The organism is Ignatzschineria larvae DSM 13226 (genome assembly GCF_038500265.1).
Lineage (GTDB): Bacteria > Pseudomonadota > Gammaproteobacteria > Cardiobacteriales > Wohlfahrtiimonadaceae > Ignatzschineria > Ignatzschineria larvae.
In genome coordinates this window covers 1841752-1857500 of the sequence record NZ_CP150637.1, presented here as the reverse complement: position 1 = coordinate 1857500, position 15749 = coordinate 1841752, and the positions used below count along the sequence as shown (strand labels likewise).

Genomic DNA, 15749 nt, shown 5'->3' with positions numbered 1-15749 from the left:
TATAATGGGTCAACGACTTACATTCTGTGGCAAGCTTAACCGAATAGGGTAGGCGTAGGGAAACCGAGTCTTAATAGGGCGAATAGTCGCAGGGTGTAGACCCGAAACCAGGCGATCTACCCATGGCCAGGCTGAAAGTTAGGTAACACTGACTGGAGGGCCGAACCCACATCTGTTGCAATAGATGGGGATGAGCTGTGGGTCGGAGTGAAAGGCTAATCAAGCTTGGAGATAGCTGGTTCTCCCCGAAAGCTATTTAGGTAGCGCCTCATGTAATTTACTTCCGGGGGTAGAGCACTGTTTCGGCTAGGGGGTCATCCCGACTTACCAACCCGATGCAAACTCCGAATACCGGAAAGTATTATCATGGGAGACACACAGTGGGTGCTAACATCCATTGTGGAGAGGGAAACAACCCAGACCGCCAGCTAAGGTCCCCAAATTATCGCTCAGTGGTAAACGATGTGGGAAGGCATAGACAGCTAGGATGTTGGCTTAGAAGCAGCCATCATTTAAAGAAAGCGTAATAGCTCACTAGTCGAGTCGGCCTGCGCGGAAGATTTAGCGGGGCTCAAGCGATATACCGAAGCTGCGGATGTGTATTTTAAAATATATGTGGTAGGGGAGCGTTCTGTAAGCCTGTGAAGATGGACTCGTAAGAGCCGTTGGAGGTATCAGAAGTGCGAATGTTGACATAAGTAACGTTAATGCGAGTGAAAGACTCGCACGCCGAAAGACCAAGGTTTCCTGTTCAACGTTAATCGGAGCAGGGTGAGTCGGCCCCTAAGACGAGGCAGAGATGCGTAGTCGATGGGAATCAGGTTAATATTCCTGAACTCTCGTATCATGCGATGGAGGGACGGAGAAAGCTAGACCAGCTGGTGATTGGTATGCCAGTGTAAGCAGGTAGGTAGAGATCTTAGGCAAATCCGGGATCTTAATACTGAGACGTGAATGCGAGGAGCTTACGAGCTCCGGAGTGGTTGATGCTATGCTTCCAAGAAAAGCTTCTAAGCAATAGTGATATGAGAACCGTACCCCAAACCGACACTGGTGGTTGGGATGAGAATTCTAAGGCGCTTGAGAGAACTCGGGTGAAGGAACTCGGCAAAATCGTACCGTAACTTCGGGAGAAGGTACACCTTCCTAGGTGAATGCTTTACGCAGTAAGCTCTGGAAGGTCGCAGTGAAAAGCTGGCTGCAACTGTTTATCAAAAACACAGGACTCTGCAAACACGAAAGTGGACGTATAGGGTCTGACGCCTGCCCGGTGCTGGAAGGTTAATTGATGGGGTTAGCGTAAGCGAAGCTCTTGATCGAAGCCCCAGTAAACGGCGGCCGTAACTATAACGGTCCTAAGGTAGCGAAATTCCTTGTCGGGTAAGTTCCGACCTGCACGAATGGCGCAATGACGGCCAGGCTGTCTCCACCCGAGACTCAGTGAAATTGAAATCGCCGTGAAGATGCGGTGTACCCGCGGCAAGACGGAAAGACCCCGTGAACCTTTACTATAGCTTTACAGTGGATTTTGAATCTTTTTGTGCAGGATAGGTGGGAGGCTTTGAAGCAGCGACGCTAGTTGTTGTGGAGCCATCCTTGAAATACCACCCTGAAAGATTTGGACTTCTAACTTAGGCCCATGATCTGGGCTAAGGACATTGTATGGTGGGTAGTTTGACTGGGGCGGTCTCCTCCGAAAGAGTAACGGAGGAGTACGAAGGTACCCTCAGCCCGGTCGGAAATCGGGCTTATGAGTGCAAAAGCAAAAGGGTGCTTGACTGCGAGACAGACACGTCGAGCAGGTACGAAAGTAGGTTTTAGTGATCCGGTGGTTCTGTATGGAAAGGCCATCGCTCAACGGATAAAAGGTACTCCGGGGATAACAGGCTGATTCCGCCCAAGAGTTCATATCGACGGCGGAGTTTGGCACCTCGATGTCGACTCATCACATCCTGGGGCTGTAGTCGGTCCCAAGGGTATGGCTGTTCGCCATTTAAAGTGGTACGCGAGTTGGGTTCAGAACGTCGTGAGACAGTTCGGTCCCTATCTGCCGTGGGCGTTGGAAATTTGAGAGGAGCTGCTTCTAGTACGAGAGGACCGAAGTGGACGTATCTCTGGTGTTCCGGTTGTCATGCCAATGGCATAGCCGGGTAGCTACATACGGACGGGATAACCGCTGAAAGCATCTAAGCGGGAAGCCTTCCTCAAGATAAGATTTCCCTAGGGGTTTAACCCCTCTGAAGGTCCGTCGAAGACTACGACGTTGATAGGTTGGGTGTGTAAGTGCAGTAATGCATTGAGCTTACCAATACTAATTGACCGTGAGGCTTGACCATATAATAGGTCTTAGACAATTTGTCTTACAATGAGACATGAACGTTTCCAAAGTTAAAACGAAGAATACAGTCTACTTGCTGTTACTAACCAACTAATCAAATTTATTCGTGAGTGGAGTATTTAATACTTCAAACACAAACCAGTTTTCCTGGAGACAATAGCGCTATGGAACCACCTGATCCCGTCCCGAACTCAGAAGTGAAACGTAGCAGCGCCGATGGTAGTGTGGGAGTTCCCATGTGAGAGTAGGTCATTTCCAGGGCTTAATACAGAAACCCCTAGTTCAGTGAACTGGGGGTTTTTCTTTTGGGATAATTCATGCTCTATTTGTATCTAGGGTTTTCTAAATCAAGATGACAATAATCGGTGTTGTGATTGCCGAAAGAATGGTAGTTAAGATAATACTTGAGGCAACAGCATCCTCAATCACTTGAAATTTTAAAGCCATTAGATAGACATTCATCCCTGTGGCAATTGAACCTAATATGACAACGGCTTTTGTCTCAAAGGCTGGAAGCCCCAATAGTACAGCACCGCCCCAAATAAAGAGAGGGTGTAGAATTAACTTGAAGATTGTAATATTAATACTGACCTTAAGATTCGTTCCAAGTTTATATCTTGCAAGTCCCATTCCTAAGACTAAAAGTGAAAGTGGAGCCACCATATTAGAGAACATTGTAATTGTTTTATCGATAAAGCTTGGAATGGGAATATGGAGAAAGCTTGTTAGTAAGCCTAACATAATCCCGATAATGATAGGGTTTTTGAGAACGCCTTGTAAGGTGTGAATGATACCCTTAACAGAGAATGAACCATGCTCTGCCCATTCAATGGCAAATGAGACCAAGCTCCAAAGTAGTAATGCATTAAAGCTAATAATTAAGGCAGAGACAGCAATTGCACTATCCCCCATAAAGAGCATAATAATGGGGATTCCGATCATCACATTGTTAGAAAAGATACCACCAATCCCAAAAACAGAGGCTTCTTGTGCCGAGAGTTTTAGAATCTTTCGGCTATAGATTTGTGCCACAAAAAAGAGAACAAAAGAGGCACCAAAATAGGCGATAATTAACCTCGGATCCATTGCTTTCTGTTGATGAAATTGACTCATTACCCCAAAGAGCATTACGGGAATGGCAAGGTTGAAGAGAAAACGAGTGAGCCCTTCAGTCAATGTGTGAGACCATTTAAATCCTCGAATGAGTAGATAGCCTGTACCAATTAAGATGAAAAAGGGAAGTAGTGCATAGATTTGTTGAATAAAGGCTTGGAGGAACGAGAGCATTTGAATGAGACCTCAGAAGGGGAAGATGATAGCAATAGGGGATTATCTACGATTTATGATTCTATATCACTCTAACAATTTTCGGCATAAAGTACAAAAGTTCCCAATCAGCTGTTAGTTAGGTAAAATATTGATCTCTATTTGAAATATCTCATTTCTAGAGAGGTAATTATCTTGTTTCGTTATAAGAATCTGCATTACAATCCTGATAAAGCCCATCATCGTCCCTATGGTTTTGAAAATAATCCCCCGACAAGATTAAATCAATGGGCGGTATTGCAATGGCTATGGCAACGCCGGAAGGCGAATTTACCAAAAGCGCCCAAAGATGGCTATGCGCAATTTTATAATAAGTGGTGTTTGCCTTTAACGCTACCGAGTGTGGATCATAATTACGTTACTTGGCTTGGGCATGCTTCTATCTATCTGCATACGCCCGATTATGGTTTGCTAATAGATCCGGTTTTTTCAGAGCGAGCATCACCATTTTCTTTTCTCGATCCTAAACGGAAAGTAGTCATCAACTGGTCTATTTCTGAATTACCTAATTTAGATTATGTGTTAATTTCCCATAATCATTACGATCATCTCGATTTATCAACGATCCGAGAAATATTGCTTCATTTCCCCTTGGTCACTTTCATTGTGCCATTAGGGTTAGAGCGTTGGTTTTATAAAAGAGGAATCACTCGCATTATTGCGTTAGATTGGTTTACCCAATATGAGGCATCATCCCATCATATTGTGGATTTAACGGATAATCAAAATAGTGATAATCCAGAACAGGAAGAACACAATAGGGTAGATCAAGATAAGAGAGAGAATAATGATCATTTGGTTGATGATAGTACCTCCTTAAAAATAACGGCGGTTCCGGCACAACATTGGAGTAAGCGTGGATTTGGGGATCGTAATCGTTCTCTTTGGTGTGGATATATATTGCAGTTTGCAGGAAAGACCATCTATTTTAGTGGAGATAGTGGTTATGGCTCACAATTATTAGAGATTAAGGATTATTTCCCCGATATCGACCTTGGCTTTTTACCTATTGGTGCTTATTTACCTCGGGATTTAATGGCACCACAACATATGAATCCACAGGAATCTGTACGATTACATCAAGCGTTAAAGATTCGTTATTCCGTGGGAATTCATTGGGGGGTTTTTGAGTTAACGGATGAATCGCTCGATGATCCTATTGAAGTATTAAAACGGAGTTTAGAAGAGGCTGAATTACCGCTCAATGTATTTGAGACACTCAAAATTAATCAGACGATTTTATTAGAATGAAATTACATAAGCTGTAATGAAAAGTCGGCTCTCTAATCGCCGGCATTATTGAAGAATAGAGAATGCCGGCGATTATTTTATTGGCTAGCATATAATGGAATAATATCGCTAAATAGCTGTAGATATAAGATCTTTAAATTAACCGCGAGGTATCGTAATCAAAGGCAAAGAAGGAGTCTGAGCCGTCTGTATCTAACATTGCCCGGAGTGCTTTACCGACTTTCACATGCTCAGGGTGAATCAGATAAGCATCGCGCTCTTCTACCGTATCAAATTCCATATAAAAGGCATAATCAAAGCCTTTATAGCGCTCATTTGAACCATTATATCGGCCATAATCGTAAGATTTCATGGCCGGTAAAATTGATTGCAGATTTCCTATTTTTGTAAAAATAGCCTCGATATCGGAGAGTGCTGTATTAGGTTTGAAGCGAACAAAAACAATATGTTTAATCATAAAAACCTCTATATTAATAGTAAAAAATCGTGATTGAATCGTTGTATTGGTGATTGAAAAATATACCGCAAAAATAGCCTCACTGAAAACAATAAAAGTAAAGTAACTGCTGCTGGTAAGGTGAAATAGAGAATATCAATAGTTCATATGTAGATATTGGTTAATAACAAGAATAATGTTTCCGATTGAGTAGGGCTATTTTATTTTAAATTCAATCTGTTAAGTTTTGCTTAAGCTTCACGTTTTATATTATGCTGAATCAGTAAAAACAGTACCAATGATATTCTAGTGAGATCGGAATATTTTAAAATATGAGGGATCTAACAAGTAGATCTTGTTTTAATTCTGCTTTTACTGACCGTTAAAATGAATTTAGGATAACGACAAGGAGTCTATCATGCGTAAAGTTCTATTATTTTCAGTGTTAATTTTGACTACATCAGTTGCATCTGCACAATTTGTCGGTCCTGCTGCAAGTGGCAGTGTTGTACCTCAAGGTGTTGTTACGGCAAAAGCAGCGCAAGAATTGAGAGATGATACCAAAGTCACTTTAGAGGGTTCGATCGTTGAAGCTTTAGGTAATGAGCATTACCTTTTTAGAGATGCATCGGGAGAAATAAATATAGAGATCGATGATGACGATTGGTATGGCCTACGAGTGACTCCAGAGGATACAATTATTATAAAAGGTGAAGTCGATCGGCATCATTTTAAACCAACAAGCATTGATGTAGATTATATTATTCTTAAAAAATAGTAATTGAGTATATGAATAATTTTTAGGAGAAGCGGCAAGTAACTTACCTGCTGCCTCTCTTTTTATTTTAATAAATAGAAAGAGTATTTTTAATAGTTAATTGTTGTTATATATTGTTAAAATACAGCGTTGCATAGTATATTATGTTGAGTTAATTTGACTAACATAACAGTGGAAACGTATATGAAAAAACTATTTATTACTTTATTATTACCTGTTGTTGTTGCATCCTGTGCTTCACAACAAAAAGTTGTACCTATGCCATTAGAAAACTACACAGATGCAGCTCTATTAGAAGCTGCTTTCAGGGAGTGCTATAGTAAGGGCTATCTATCTGATTCTATAGTTCAAAGTAATTTATCAGATCTGTACGCACATTTAAATTTATGGAGTTTTGATAAAGCCGAGATGCGTAAGGCATATACAAAAGTAGGGGATTCTTTTGTCAATAGGATTAATACCGGTGACTGTCAATCTCTTGCTGCTTATTCACCGCAAATCATTTCACAAATTGGAAATGTTAATATGGGGAATCAGCAAATGCCGCTATTCTCAAAACCATATGTTTCTGATAGAAATCCAAATGATATGAGCTTACAAATGACTTGTTATAATATGGAGGGTGAAATAGTGAGCTGTTATTAATCGTATCTCACTCTATTATATTAATTTGAATGGGTAATAGAAAAGAGTGATTATGAAATGTAGTGGCTATTTGTGTAATGGCGAGGGCAATAATGCCCTCTTTTTGTATAAAAATATAATACTAGATAGTTTTTATCAGATTAATAATTATTGACTCTCCAAGTGGAGACAAGGCCATTTTCTAAAGTTACTTTCACTTCATAACTACGACCATTGAGCGGATTGAAATAGAGATTTTCAATTGTTTTGGTCGCTTTCACGGTCGTATTCTCTTTATCGGGTTCCCCTAGAGATGCAATCAATTGAGCTTTAGTTTCGCCAATCCAGAGATGCTTAAATAATATTTTAGCCACTGTATCTACAGAAGGATATTGTGCATATAGTGCCTCTAATTCATCATTGATATCAGCATGACACTGTAGGGCATCGGTTTTAATTCTTTCCGTCACTTTTTTCAGATGCTGTGGTTTTGCCCATAGCTGATGATAGAGGGTAAGAAGTATGATCGCCCCAATTAAGGCCATCCCCGGAGTGATAATATTATTTGTGGATGCAAGCACCGAGAGAAATAGCGCAATAATGATGTAAATCGTTATGCGTAAACCGGAGAGTTTTAAAGGTGGAATATCACCATGATAATGATTCTGCATCAGATAACTCGCAATCTCCTCAAGAGAATTGAAATCGATGGGGAGTGTATTAATATTTAAGCGATAGGAATTGCTTGATTTTCCATTTGTCGCTGCTCTTATTTGACGGGTTGATTTAGATGCATGAGATAACAGGTTTGTTTGATAATAGAGCCCCGTGCCGGGCAGTGAGAGGCGAGTATGCCCTTTGGTATTAATGGTTGCACCAGGAATGCCGGCAGAGATACTCGAGATCCCTTTTGAACCAATATTAATATAGAGCCCTTTGGCTAGTTTAATTCTTTTTCTAAAACGTAAACCCATTTGCTAACCCCTATGGATGCTTTAATACAAAAATATTGTCCTATTTGAAATAGTATTCTCATTTTGTAAGGAAATGAGCCGATATTATTTCCATTGCATTTGTATTTCGTATTAAAGGTTAGTTAAATAAAATTCACATCCTTGTGATTAGAAAGATTAAAAATAGATAAATTTTTGATAAAAATTACCAATAAATGTCAGTAATCATTGAGTGTATAATAGCAAATTAGAGATTAAGTACGATAGTTTTTGTGCTTTTTAAAAGTAGCGTTCGAGCTAATTAATATCTATTGTGGACGTTAATCGGCGCTATCTTCATTAATAGATAGGAGTATCTTATGAAAAAATTAACCTCTTTGGCGCTGTTATTACTCATTGCGGGCTGCTCAACAAATCATTTTCAATACATTCCTGAAACTGATGTAACCCCTATTACACAAGCAGAGCGTATTCCACTTCATCTAGGAGAAGTCGATGTTGAAATTGCTAAAGCTGAGCCTGTAGACCACTTCTTTTTCAATGTGGAGGGAAAAGGGAACTATGAGCCTGTTTTTAAAAAAGCCTTTGCCGAAGCACTGCAAGAGAGCTTAGATGAATCCACATTGTTTGGTGGCACAAAAGAGAGTGCGATCTTAAAAGCAACTGTGCTTCAATTTAGCCAGTTAAGTGTGGGTTTACAATTTCCGACAACTTTGGTGGTTCGTTATCAATTAGTGGATGAGAAGAGTGGTAAGGTTCTATTTGATCAAGAGATCACTTCAACTGAGAAAGTGCCGGTCACAACTGCTTATTTAGGAACGACTCGCGCAGTGGATGCACGAAATTTAGCTGTTCAACAAAATATTACTCAATTACTCAATGCGTTGAAAGTTGCACGTATCCATTAGATTTGTTATTCAAGTTAATGAATTAAGTTGATTAGTCAGGTTATTGGTTTAAGAAAAAGGGTTTTTAAATAGCTATTGCGGAATATTTAAAAAAATATAAAACCGTACTAAACAATAGTGGCATGATGCCGGATAGAACGATTTTCTGACTTATTACAACCGATGTGCCGGCATTTCAATAAGCTTATTTTGAACCGATCTCATTATAAAAGTGATGATAGTTAGAATCTAAAAATCAAGGCCACGCTATGTGGCCTTTGTATTGTTCATAGAACTCATAGTATGAGTTTATTTAATGGAATTTATCGATTCTATCTCTTTTATTGCGTAATCAGTTTGGGAGCTAAGCCTTCTTGAGCCATAAAAGGGGTCAATGATTGCGCAAAGCCTAAATGATTTACCCAGAGAATATCGCCAGTTTTGATTGATTGGAGTAGCCAACATTGTGTGCGTTCCCATTGTGGCAGTTCTGCTTCTTGTAGCAGTTTTTTTAAGGTTTGACTTTTATGGCGGCCAATAGGATGAAAACGCTCACCGCCAGCTCTTGGAATTAGACGACAAGGGTTTTGTTGCCAAAATTCAGCTGCCGGTGCATTAGGTGCAGGGATCAGTGCAAAGTCTTTGACGATAGGAGATTTTAGCAGGCGTAAATAGAGCTTCTCTTGATAGTAGTAAATACCATATTCCCCAAGTTTAAAGAGGCTTTGATGTGTGGGGGATTGTTCGATAAAAGTGCGGAAAAATTCCTGTAATTGCTTGGCTGAAAATGAGATATTCCAAGTGCGAATCCAAATTTGTAACAGATTCTTCTGCCGGCGAGGAGAGAGTTTCAGAAGTGCCGGTAATGACAATTGTGATAAATCCTGATGATCCCCCACCATTTTTAAATCTTCTTCAGCGATTTCCACTAAGAGATCATCCGCTTCTTGCATAAACTGTGAGACTTGATAAAAGGCGCTCTCATATTGAGGGAATCGTCCGTCAATAGAAGGGAAGATCTCATTACGAATAATATTACGTTCCATCTCTTCAGTCTCATGATTGCTATAATCCTCCATCCAAGGAATGCGTAGATCAATGGCAGTGCGATAGAGCGTCATTTTGGAGATAGAGAGGAAAGGGCGAAATAGTTTGATCTCATATTCGCCAAATTGAACGGTGTTAAAATCCCGCATAGCGCCTAATCCACGAACGCCGGCGCTACGTAAGAGCCGTTGCATTACGGTTTCTGCTTGATCTGAGCGATGATGACCAACGCAAAGTAGGGAATTTTCCTGCATAGTTTCGCCAAATTTACGGTAGCGCATCTCTCTTCCGGCTGCTTCTAATCCTCGAGGATCATGGTCAGGGAAATGGGCTTCATAATGGACATGGGTAAAGCCATATTGCTCAGAACGCCTGCGAGCAAAGAGCGCCCATAGGTGAGAGTAATTATCATGCCAATTATGATTCACATGAATAGTATAGATAGGTGGAAGCTCGGCTTTAAAGCTGTAGAGCCAATGGAGTAAGGTGTTAGAATCAACACCGGCACTTAAAGCAACATAGAGTGCTGATTTTGTTTGTAAAATAGAAGCATAACGTTGAAATATCTCATGATACCAACGGGGAAGAGTAGGGTTATTGGTCATATTTATTTGAAATTTATACAATGCATGAATAGATACTTAATGCGTAATAGAGCCGATCATACAGTATAGTAAGATCGGTTCAAAATAAGCTTATTGAAATGCCGGCGCATCGGTTGTAATAAGTCAGAAAATCGTTCTATCCGGCATCTTGCAAGTGTTGTTTAGCACGGTTTGATGTTTTTTTAAAATCCCACAATAGCTGTTTAAAGAAATATTTTTCTTAAACCAAATTTACTATAAAATCTGATTTTAAGGTTTTAGGGGGGAAGTAGCCTAATTTTCTGATCATTATAGTTCGCTATTGATATTAAGATGCAGTCGAATGGTATCGCCATACTCTTTATCAAAGCCATGCGCTAGATCGAGTTTTACGGTTCCAATTGGGGAGTACCAACGAACACCGGCACCAGCACCATATTTGAGCTCTAGTTTACTATTATAAGCATCACCGGCATCTACAAAGGCCACCACAGAGAGACTTGGGATAATTTTATGCTCATATTCAATACTACCTACGATTAATTTCTTTCCGCCGTAAATATCGCCGTTATAGCCCTTATCACCGATTCCATCATATTTATAACCGCGTACGGAGTTATCCCCACCGGCATAGAAGCGAAGGCTAGGGGGCAGGCGTGGCATATCGCGATCTCGGATTTTGGTATAGCCTGTCGCACCGCGAAGAATAAAGCGATTATTCTCCCCCAAAGGAACAAAGGCGGTAGCGCCTAATTTAGCTTGGAGGAAAGTGGTTGTTGAGAGTACTTTACCGGAGGCTCCCCGTAATTGGCCATCGATAATCAGGCCAAATTGATCGAAAGGAATAACCGGCGCTGTCTTCCATTCACCATAAATGGTTGGGACAAGATAGCGACTGTTTTGTTTACTACCATCAAAATCTCGGAATTTATCATATTGATAGTGTAGAGAATAACCATACTTATACTGTTCACGAATACGCTCTTTAGAGACCCCGACCATATAAGTGGTGTAATCCTTAGTTGAGGTATCTTCATAGTCATACTTAGCGAAGATATTATATTGATCTTTGAGCGGGTCAGTACCGGGAATTTGGTAGTTGATGAGCGCATCTCGCTTTTTCTGTGCCAATAGGAAGCTGGTGACTAAACGATGACCATAGGGATTAACATAGTGCCAGGTCATACCGCCCATAGTTTTAAGGCCGATATCAGAAGAGTAACCAAGACCGAGCGTTAAGGTGCGCTGTTTTCTAAGACGAAGATAGATATCGAGCGGGACATCTTTATCTTGAGCATTGATTTTAGGAACAATCACCGCATCCTCAAAGTAGTTGGACTCATTGAAGCTTGATTGTAATTTCACCAGTTTTTGATCGCTATAATCATTGCTTTCTTTCATCCCGATGAGAAATCGTTCAAGAAAAGCATTATCAAAATACTCTTGATGAAAGGTGGTATTACCGAATACGTAGCGCTCACCTAAAGTCATCTCAAGATCGATATACGCTTTATAATCATCGAGATTGACTAAAATTTGATGCTCAGGATAATAGGCATCAAAGTAACCCAATTCAGAGGCTTTTTGTGAGAGTTTGCTTTTGGTTGATTCATACTGGGTATGATTGAGCGGTGCGCCGACTTTCATCTTAGTTGATGTTAAGATAGAGTCAAAAGCCTGATATTCACTCATTGCCTCTTTCGTAGGACGCGTTTTGATCGCATCTAAGTCCGTAATGCCGAGATTAAGTTCACCAATGGGAATGCGTTCATTCGGCGTGACTTGATAGACTACTTTGACCGTATTGCCTTCATACAGTAAGTTGCCTTTCACATCTGCGCGATAGTAACCATAAGGTTGCAGCGCATCGATAATCTCTTTTGCCCCCTCCTCATAGAGCCATTGAATCCGCAGATCGGAAGGCGCCTCTTTCCCATTGAGCTGATAGAGCTCAGTGGCATTTTGAGCATTTTCTAAAGCCTTTTTATTGGTAATTCCTTCTATAGCAACGGAAAGCTGACGTTCTGCGAAGCTAAATTGCGCAGGAATTAACAGAAACAAGGTCGTTAGAAAATAGCTAATCTTTCTCATAAAATGGCACCGTCCTAGGTATAGTAACGGAGAAGATCCTCTGTTATTGGTTAGATAGTTCTCTATTTTAATGCATTCCCCTATAAGTGCAAAGATTCCCGTTGAATTAGAATGGAAATATTATAATCAGCGAATGGTCATAACTGGCAAAAAAATACCTAAATAGTCTCTTTTCAATCGTAGAGAAATCTATTTAGGTATTGTTATATTATTCTATTGTTAGATTCAATCTAGCATTATTGACCAATAATGCTGTTGAATTTTATTGTTGAATTTTATTCTGCAAGTTTAAATGCTTCATGCAGTGTACGTACGGCAAGCTCATGATATTTGCTTTCGATAACCACTGAAACTTTGATTTCAGAGGTCGAGATCATTTTGATATTGATTTTTTCATCCGCCAGGGCTTTAAACATTAAGCTTGCAACGCCGGCATGAGAGCGCATTCCTAAACCGACAAGTGATACTTTCACAATATCTTTATCGCCGAGTACTTTACGAGCACCCATTTCATTTGCAGATGCTTCAGTGATTTCTAAGGCTTTATCAAAGTCGATCTCATTTACGGTAAAGGTAAAATCAGTGGTGCCATCTTGAGAGATATTTTGCACAATCATATCTACTTCGATATTCGCATTACTAATTTGTTCTAAAATATTAAAGGCAATCCCTGGTTGATCAGGAACACCTAATACCGTAATTTTAGCTTCATTCTTACTTGTGGCAACACCAGAGATAATGGCTGCTTCCATATCAATATCCTTTTCTGTAGTTATAAGCGTTCCCTCATTATTATCGATGAGTGAAGAGAGAACACGAATGGGAACACGATTTTTTGCGGCAAGCTCAACTGAGCGAATTTGTAATACTTTAGAACCTAAACTTGAGAGTTCTAACATCTCTTCAAAGGCAATTTTATCCAATTTACGCGCTTTAGGCTCTATGCGAGGATCTGTAGTATAAACACCATCTACATCGGTAAAGATTTGGCATTCTGAAGCATTTAAGCGTGCGGCAAGGGCTACTGCTGTCGTATCAGACCCACCTCGACCTAGAGTCGTAACTGAGCCATCTTCCGTTACGCCTTGGAAGCCTGCGACAACGACCACATAACCTGCCGCAAGATCATCTTCCATATCAGTAGTATCGATATTTTTAATTCTCGCTTTAGTATGCGCGTGATCGGTAATAATGCGTGCTTGATCGCCGTTATAAGATTTTGCTTTAATGCCCATCGCTTCTAAAGCGATACAGAGAAGAGAGATACTGACTTGCTCCCCCGTTGATACAAGCGCATCCATCTCCCGAGGGTTAGGGCGTTTAGTAATGGCATTGGCAAGACCAATGAGACGATCGGTTTCTCCAGACATTGCCGAGAGAACGACGACCATTTGGTGTCCTTCATTATGATATTTTTGAATACGGCGCGCGACATTCTGAATACGTTCAATGGTCGCAACAGAACTTCCTCCATATTTTTGTACTAACAGCGTCATTATTTTATCCTGCCTTATTTGATGATAAGTACGATTTTTCTTAGATTCGATCGCGATTGAATTTTTCACGACCGTCTTATAAATATTACAAGAAAGCACTAGAAAATCTAGTGCTTTTTTCACTTTTACTCACATCTTTCTGTGATGCTTTTGATGCAATATTATGCGGTTTTTACATTACAGGAAAATGAGATTTAATAGGATGTACACCGGTACAAGAACAATGATCGCAATGAACATATAGCCGAAGAAAGAGGGCATTTTTATGCCTTCTTGTTCTGCCATCGATTTAACCATAAAGTTTGGTGCGTTACCGATGTAGGTTAATGGTCCTGTAAAGACAGTACCCATTGAGATCGCTAGTAATGTTGCTTTCATTCCATCACTCATTAAGTATTGTGCTCCGGTCATACCTTCAGGGGCTTGTGCACCTGCCATTTTGAAGAAGACAAGATAGGTCGGTGCATTATCTAAGAAGGCAGAGAGTGCAGCCGTCACCCAGAAGTAGACGACGTTAATGGGTTGACCATCGGCGGTATGGGTAATATCTAAAACTGCGCCGAATGCCCCCTTACTACCCGCTTCTAAGATCGTAATCACCGGCACAATGGTGAGGAAGATACCGGCAAAGAGTTTCGCTACTTCAATAATCGGCTCCCAATTGAAGTTATTCGCTTCACGAATCTCTTTAGAGGTAATGAGCAGAGAGATAATTGTTAAGACAATAAAGAAGAGATCTCGAAGTACATTTTCAATATGAACATCTACCCCAAAAACATCCCAGGAGATGCCGGGAATCCAAACACCGGAGAGAATAATGCCAAATAGAACGCCGAGAATAATAAAGAAGTTCTGTTTGCCTAAGATCACAATCGTGGTGCTTTCTGTCGGTTTTGCAATCTGCTCTTTTCTGAAGAAATAGAGATCAATAAAGTAAAACACTGTCAGCAGAATCACTGAGAAGATAAGCACAGGCAGGAACATATGCTCAAGCGTCCAGAAGAAATCAACACCATTTAAGAAACCTAAGAAAAGTGGTGGATCGCCAAGGGGGGTTAAACCGCCACCGATATTGGCCACTAAGAAGATAAAGAAGATCGGAATATGCATCCGATGTTTACGGTTACGATTAGCCATTAAGATAGGGCGAATCAGTAACATCGCCGCACCAGTGGTTCCCATGACAGAAGCAAGCAGTGTACCGACAGCGAGAATGGAGACATTAAATTTAGGGCTTGCGACTAGATTGCCGGAAATATGAATACCGCCGGAAGCTGCAAAGAGCACCAATAGTAGGAGAATAAATGGAATATACTCTTCAATCAGTGCATGTGCGAAGATATTCACAGAGACACCGGTTCCATAGATGATAATCAGGGGAATAAAGAAGAGGAGCGTCCAGCCTGCCGTAATTTTACCGAAATGATGCTCCCATGTTATGGGTGCAAATAGGGGGAAAACAGCAATCGAGAGGATAATACCGATAAACGGAATAGACCATAGTGGGGAGAGAGTTGCACCATCGAAGAGAGAGACTTCGCTAGCAAGTGCTCCGCTAGGCAAGAGACCTAGGCTAAGCAACAAAAGAAGGGTATAACGCATGATACCTCCAACATTTATTCTGCGCATTGAGAGGGATGATATTGTAACGATGACCATTTATGACTGATTTGAAATAATCATATAGAGAGATTAACTGACTGAAAGTATCGTTCATTGATCTATATCTTGTGACAGACAATTAAATACATTAATCGCTAACAATATCGCTTTTTTCTAAAAAATTTTCTAAAAAACCCAATATCCTATTGCCGTTGACTTCTGATTAATCATTGGGAAATCGCTCGATTTTGTCGGGGATTTCAGCTGATTAATCGAGGAATAAAATACTGTGGGTAACAGATTGATTCCCGCAATAGATCAGAATTGCTCGATTTA

General features: G+C 40.5%; 11 protein-coding genes and 2 rRNA genes (1 of these 13 running past the window's edge). 6 read left to right on the top strand and 7 right to left on the bottom strand.

The genetic code is table 11. The features are described 5' to 3' along the window. Both WMO13_RS07675 and rrf read left to right on the top strand, forming a co-directional pair. A 23S ribosomal RNA gene (locus WMO13_RS07675) occupies positions 1-2336 on the top strand (it extends 576 nt beyond the left edge of the window). Positions 2337-2484: 148 nt separating this feature from the next. Further along, positions 2485-2599 (top strand): 5S ribosomal RNA (gene rrf, locus WMO13_RS07670). Positions 2600-2680: 81 nt separating this feature from the next. Here rrf and WMO13_RS07665 read toward each other — a convergent pair. After that, positions 2681-3625, bottom strand: a complete 945-nt coding sequence (locus tag WMO13_RS07665; protein WP_026879336.1) for an AEC family transporter — start codon at positions 3623-3625, stop codon at positions 2681-2683. A gap of 174 nt (positions 3626-3799) precedes the next feature. On the opposite strand from WMO13_RS07665, the gene WMO13_RS07660 reads away from it, so the two are divergent. After that, positions 3800-4915 carry an MBL fold metallo-hydrolase gene (locus WMO13_RS07660; RefSeq protein WP_034856009.1) on the top strand — a complete coding sequence of 372 codons (1116 nt, stop codon included), beginning with the start codon at positions 3800-3802 and terminating at the stop codon, positions 4913-4915. A 133-nt stretch (positions 4916-5048) separates the two neighbouring features. Here the strand turns inward: WMO13_RS07660 and WMO13_RS07655 are convergent, their stop codons facing one another. Then, positions 5049-5372: a Dabb family protein gene (locus tag WMO13_RS07655; protein ID WP_026879338.1), complete on the bottom strand. Its 324-nt coding sequence runs from the start codon at positions 5370-5372 to the stop codon at positions 5049-5051. 397 nt (positions 5373-5769) lie between these two features. Here WMO13_RS07655 and WMO13_RS07650 point away from each other — a divergent pair, with 397 nt between their 5' ends. Then, complete coding sequence (locus WMO13_RS07650; protein ID WP_026879339.1) at positions 5770-6129, top strand: NirD/YgiW/YdeI family stress tolerance protein; 360 nt, start codon at positions 5770-5772, stop codon at positions 6127-6129. A gap of 183 nt (positions 6130-6312) precedes the next feature. After that, positions 6313-6774, top strand: a complete 462-nt coding sequence (locus WMO13_RS07645) for a hypothetical protein (protein ID WP_026879340.1) — start codon at positions 6313-6315, stop codon at positions 6772-6774. A 140-nt stretch (positions 6775-6914) separates the two neighbouring features. On the opposite strand, the gene WMO13_RS07640 is transcribed toward WMO13_RS07645, so the two are convergent. Then, positions 6915-7727 carry a DUF4236 domain-containing protein gene (locus tag WMO13_RS07640; protein WP_051396292.1) on the bottom strand — a complete coding sequence of 271 codons (813 nt, stop codon included), beginning with the start codon at positions 7725-7727 and terminating at the stop codon, positions 6915-6917. A 338-nt stretch (positions 7728-8065) separates the two neighbouring features. Here WMO13_RS07640 and WMO13_RS07635 point away from each other — a divergent pair, with 338 nt between their 5' ends. Further along, positions 8066-8614, top strand: a complete 549-nt coding sequence (locus WMO13_RS07635) for a hypothetical protein (RefSeq protein ID WP_026879341.1) — start codon at positions 8066-8068, stop codon at positions 8612-8614. Between the two features lie 320 nt (positions 8615-8934). On the opposite strand, the gene tilS is transcribed toward WMO13_RS07635, so the two are convergent. The 4 genes from tilS to WMO13_RS07615 all read right to left on the bottom strand — a co-directional run bounded on the left by tilS (position 8935) and on the right by WMO13_RS07615 (position 15413). Next, positions 8935-10245, bottom strand: coding sequence for a tRNA lysidine(34) synthetase TilS (gene tilS / locus WMO13_RS07630; RefSeq protein WP_051396293.1), 1311 nt, complete (start codon positions 10243-10245; stop codon positions 8935-8937). 288 nt (positions 10246-10533) lie between these two features. Further along, entirely contained in the window at positions 10534-12315 is a 1782-nt protein-coding gene (locus WMO13_RS07625) for an autotransporter assembly complex protein TamA (protein ID WP_051396294.1), read from the bottom strand. A gap of 275 nt (positions 12316-12590) precedes the next feature. Further along, the gene (locus WMO13_RS07620) at positions 12591-13811 is read right to left on the bottom strand and encodes an aspartate kinase (RefSeq protein WP_026879343.1); all 1221 of its coding nucleotides are present in this window, start codon (positions 13809-13811) and stop codon (positions 12591-12593) included. Positions 13812-13988: 177 nt separating this feature from the next. Then, positions 13989-15413 carry a sodium:proton antiporter gene (locus WMO13_RS07615; RefSeq protein ID WP_026879344.1) on the bottom strand — a complete coding sequence of 475 codons (1425 nt, stop codon included), beginning with the start codon at positions 15411-15413 and terminating at the stop codon, positions 13989-13991. Positions 15414-15749 lie beyond the last annotated feature (336 nt).

Excerpts from the sequence above, each read along its gene's own strand:
- tilS (WP_051396293.1), bottom strand. The coding sequence starts at position 10,245 with ATGACCAATAACCCTACTCTTCCCCGTTGGTATCATGAGATATTTCAA.
- WMO13_RS07615 (WP_026879344.1), bottom strand. The coding sequence starts at position 15,413 with ATGCGTTATACCCTTCTTTTGTTGCTTAGCCTAGGTCTCTTGCCTAGC.
- WMO13_RS07655 (WP_026879338.1), bottom strand. The coding sequence starts at position 5,372 with ATGATTAAACATATTGTTTTTGTTCGCTTCAAACCTAATACAGCACTC.
- WMO13_RS07645 (WP_026879340.1), top strand. The coding sequence starts at position 6,313 with ATGAAAAAACTATTTATTACTTTATTATTACCTGTTGTTGTTGCATCC.
- WMO13_RS07625 (WP_051396294.1), bottom strand. The coding sequence starts at position 12,315 with ATGAGAAAGATTAGCTATTTTCTAACGACCTTGTTTCTGTTAATTCCT.
- WMO13_RS07640 (WP_051396292.1), bottom strand. The coding sequence starts at position 7,727 with ATGGGTTTACGTTTTAGAAAAAGAATTAAACTAGCCAAAGGGCTCTAT.
- WMO13_RS07620 (WP_026879343.1), bottom strand. The coding sequence starts at position 13,811 with ATGACGCTGTTAGTACAAAAATATGGAGGAAGTTCTGTTGCGACCATT.
- WMO13_RS07650 (WP_026879339.1), top strand. The coding sequence starts at position 5,770 with ATGCGTAAAGTTCTATTATTTTCAGTGTTAATTTTGACTACATCAGTT.
- WMO13_RS07635 (WP_026879341.1), top strand. The coding sequence starts at position 8,066 with ATGAAAAAATTAACCTCTTTGGCGCTGTTATTACTCATTGCGGGCTGC.
- WMO13_RS07665 (WP_026879336.1), bottom strand. The coding sequence starts at position 3,625 with ATGCTCTCGTTCCTCCAAGCCTTTATTCAACAAATCTATGCACTACTT.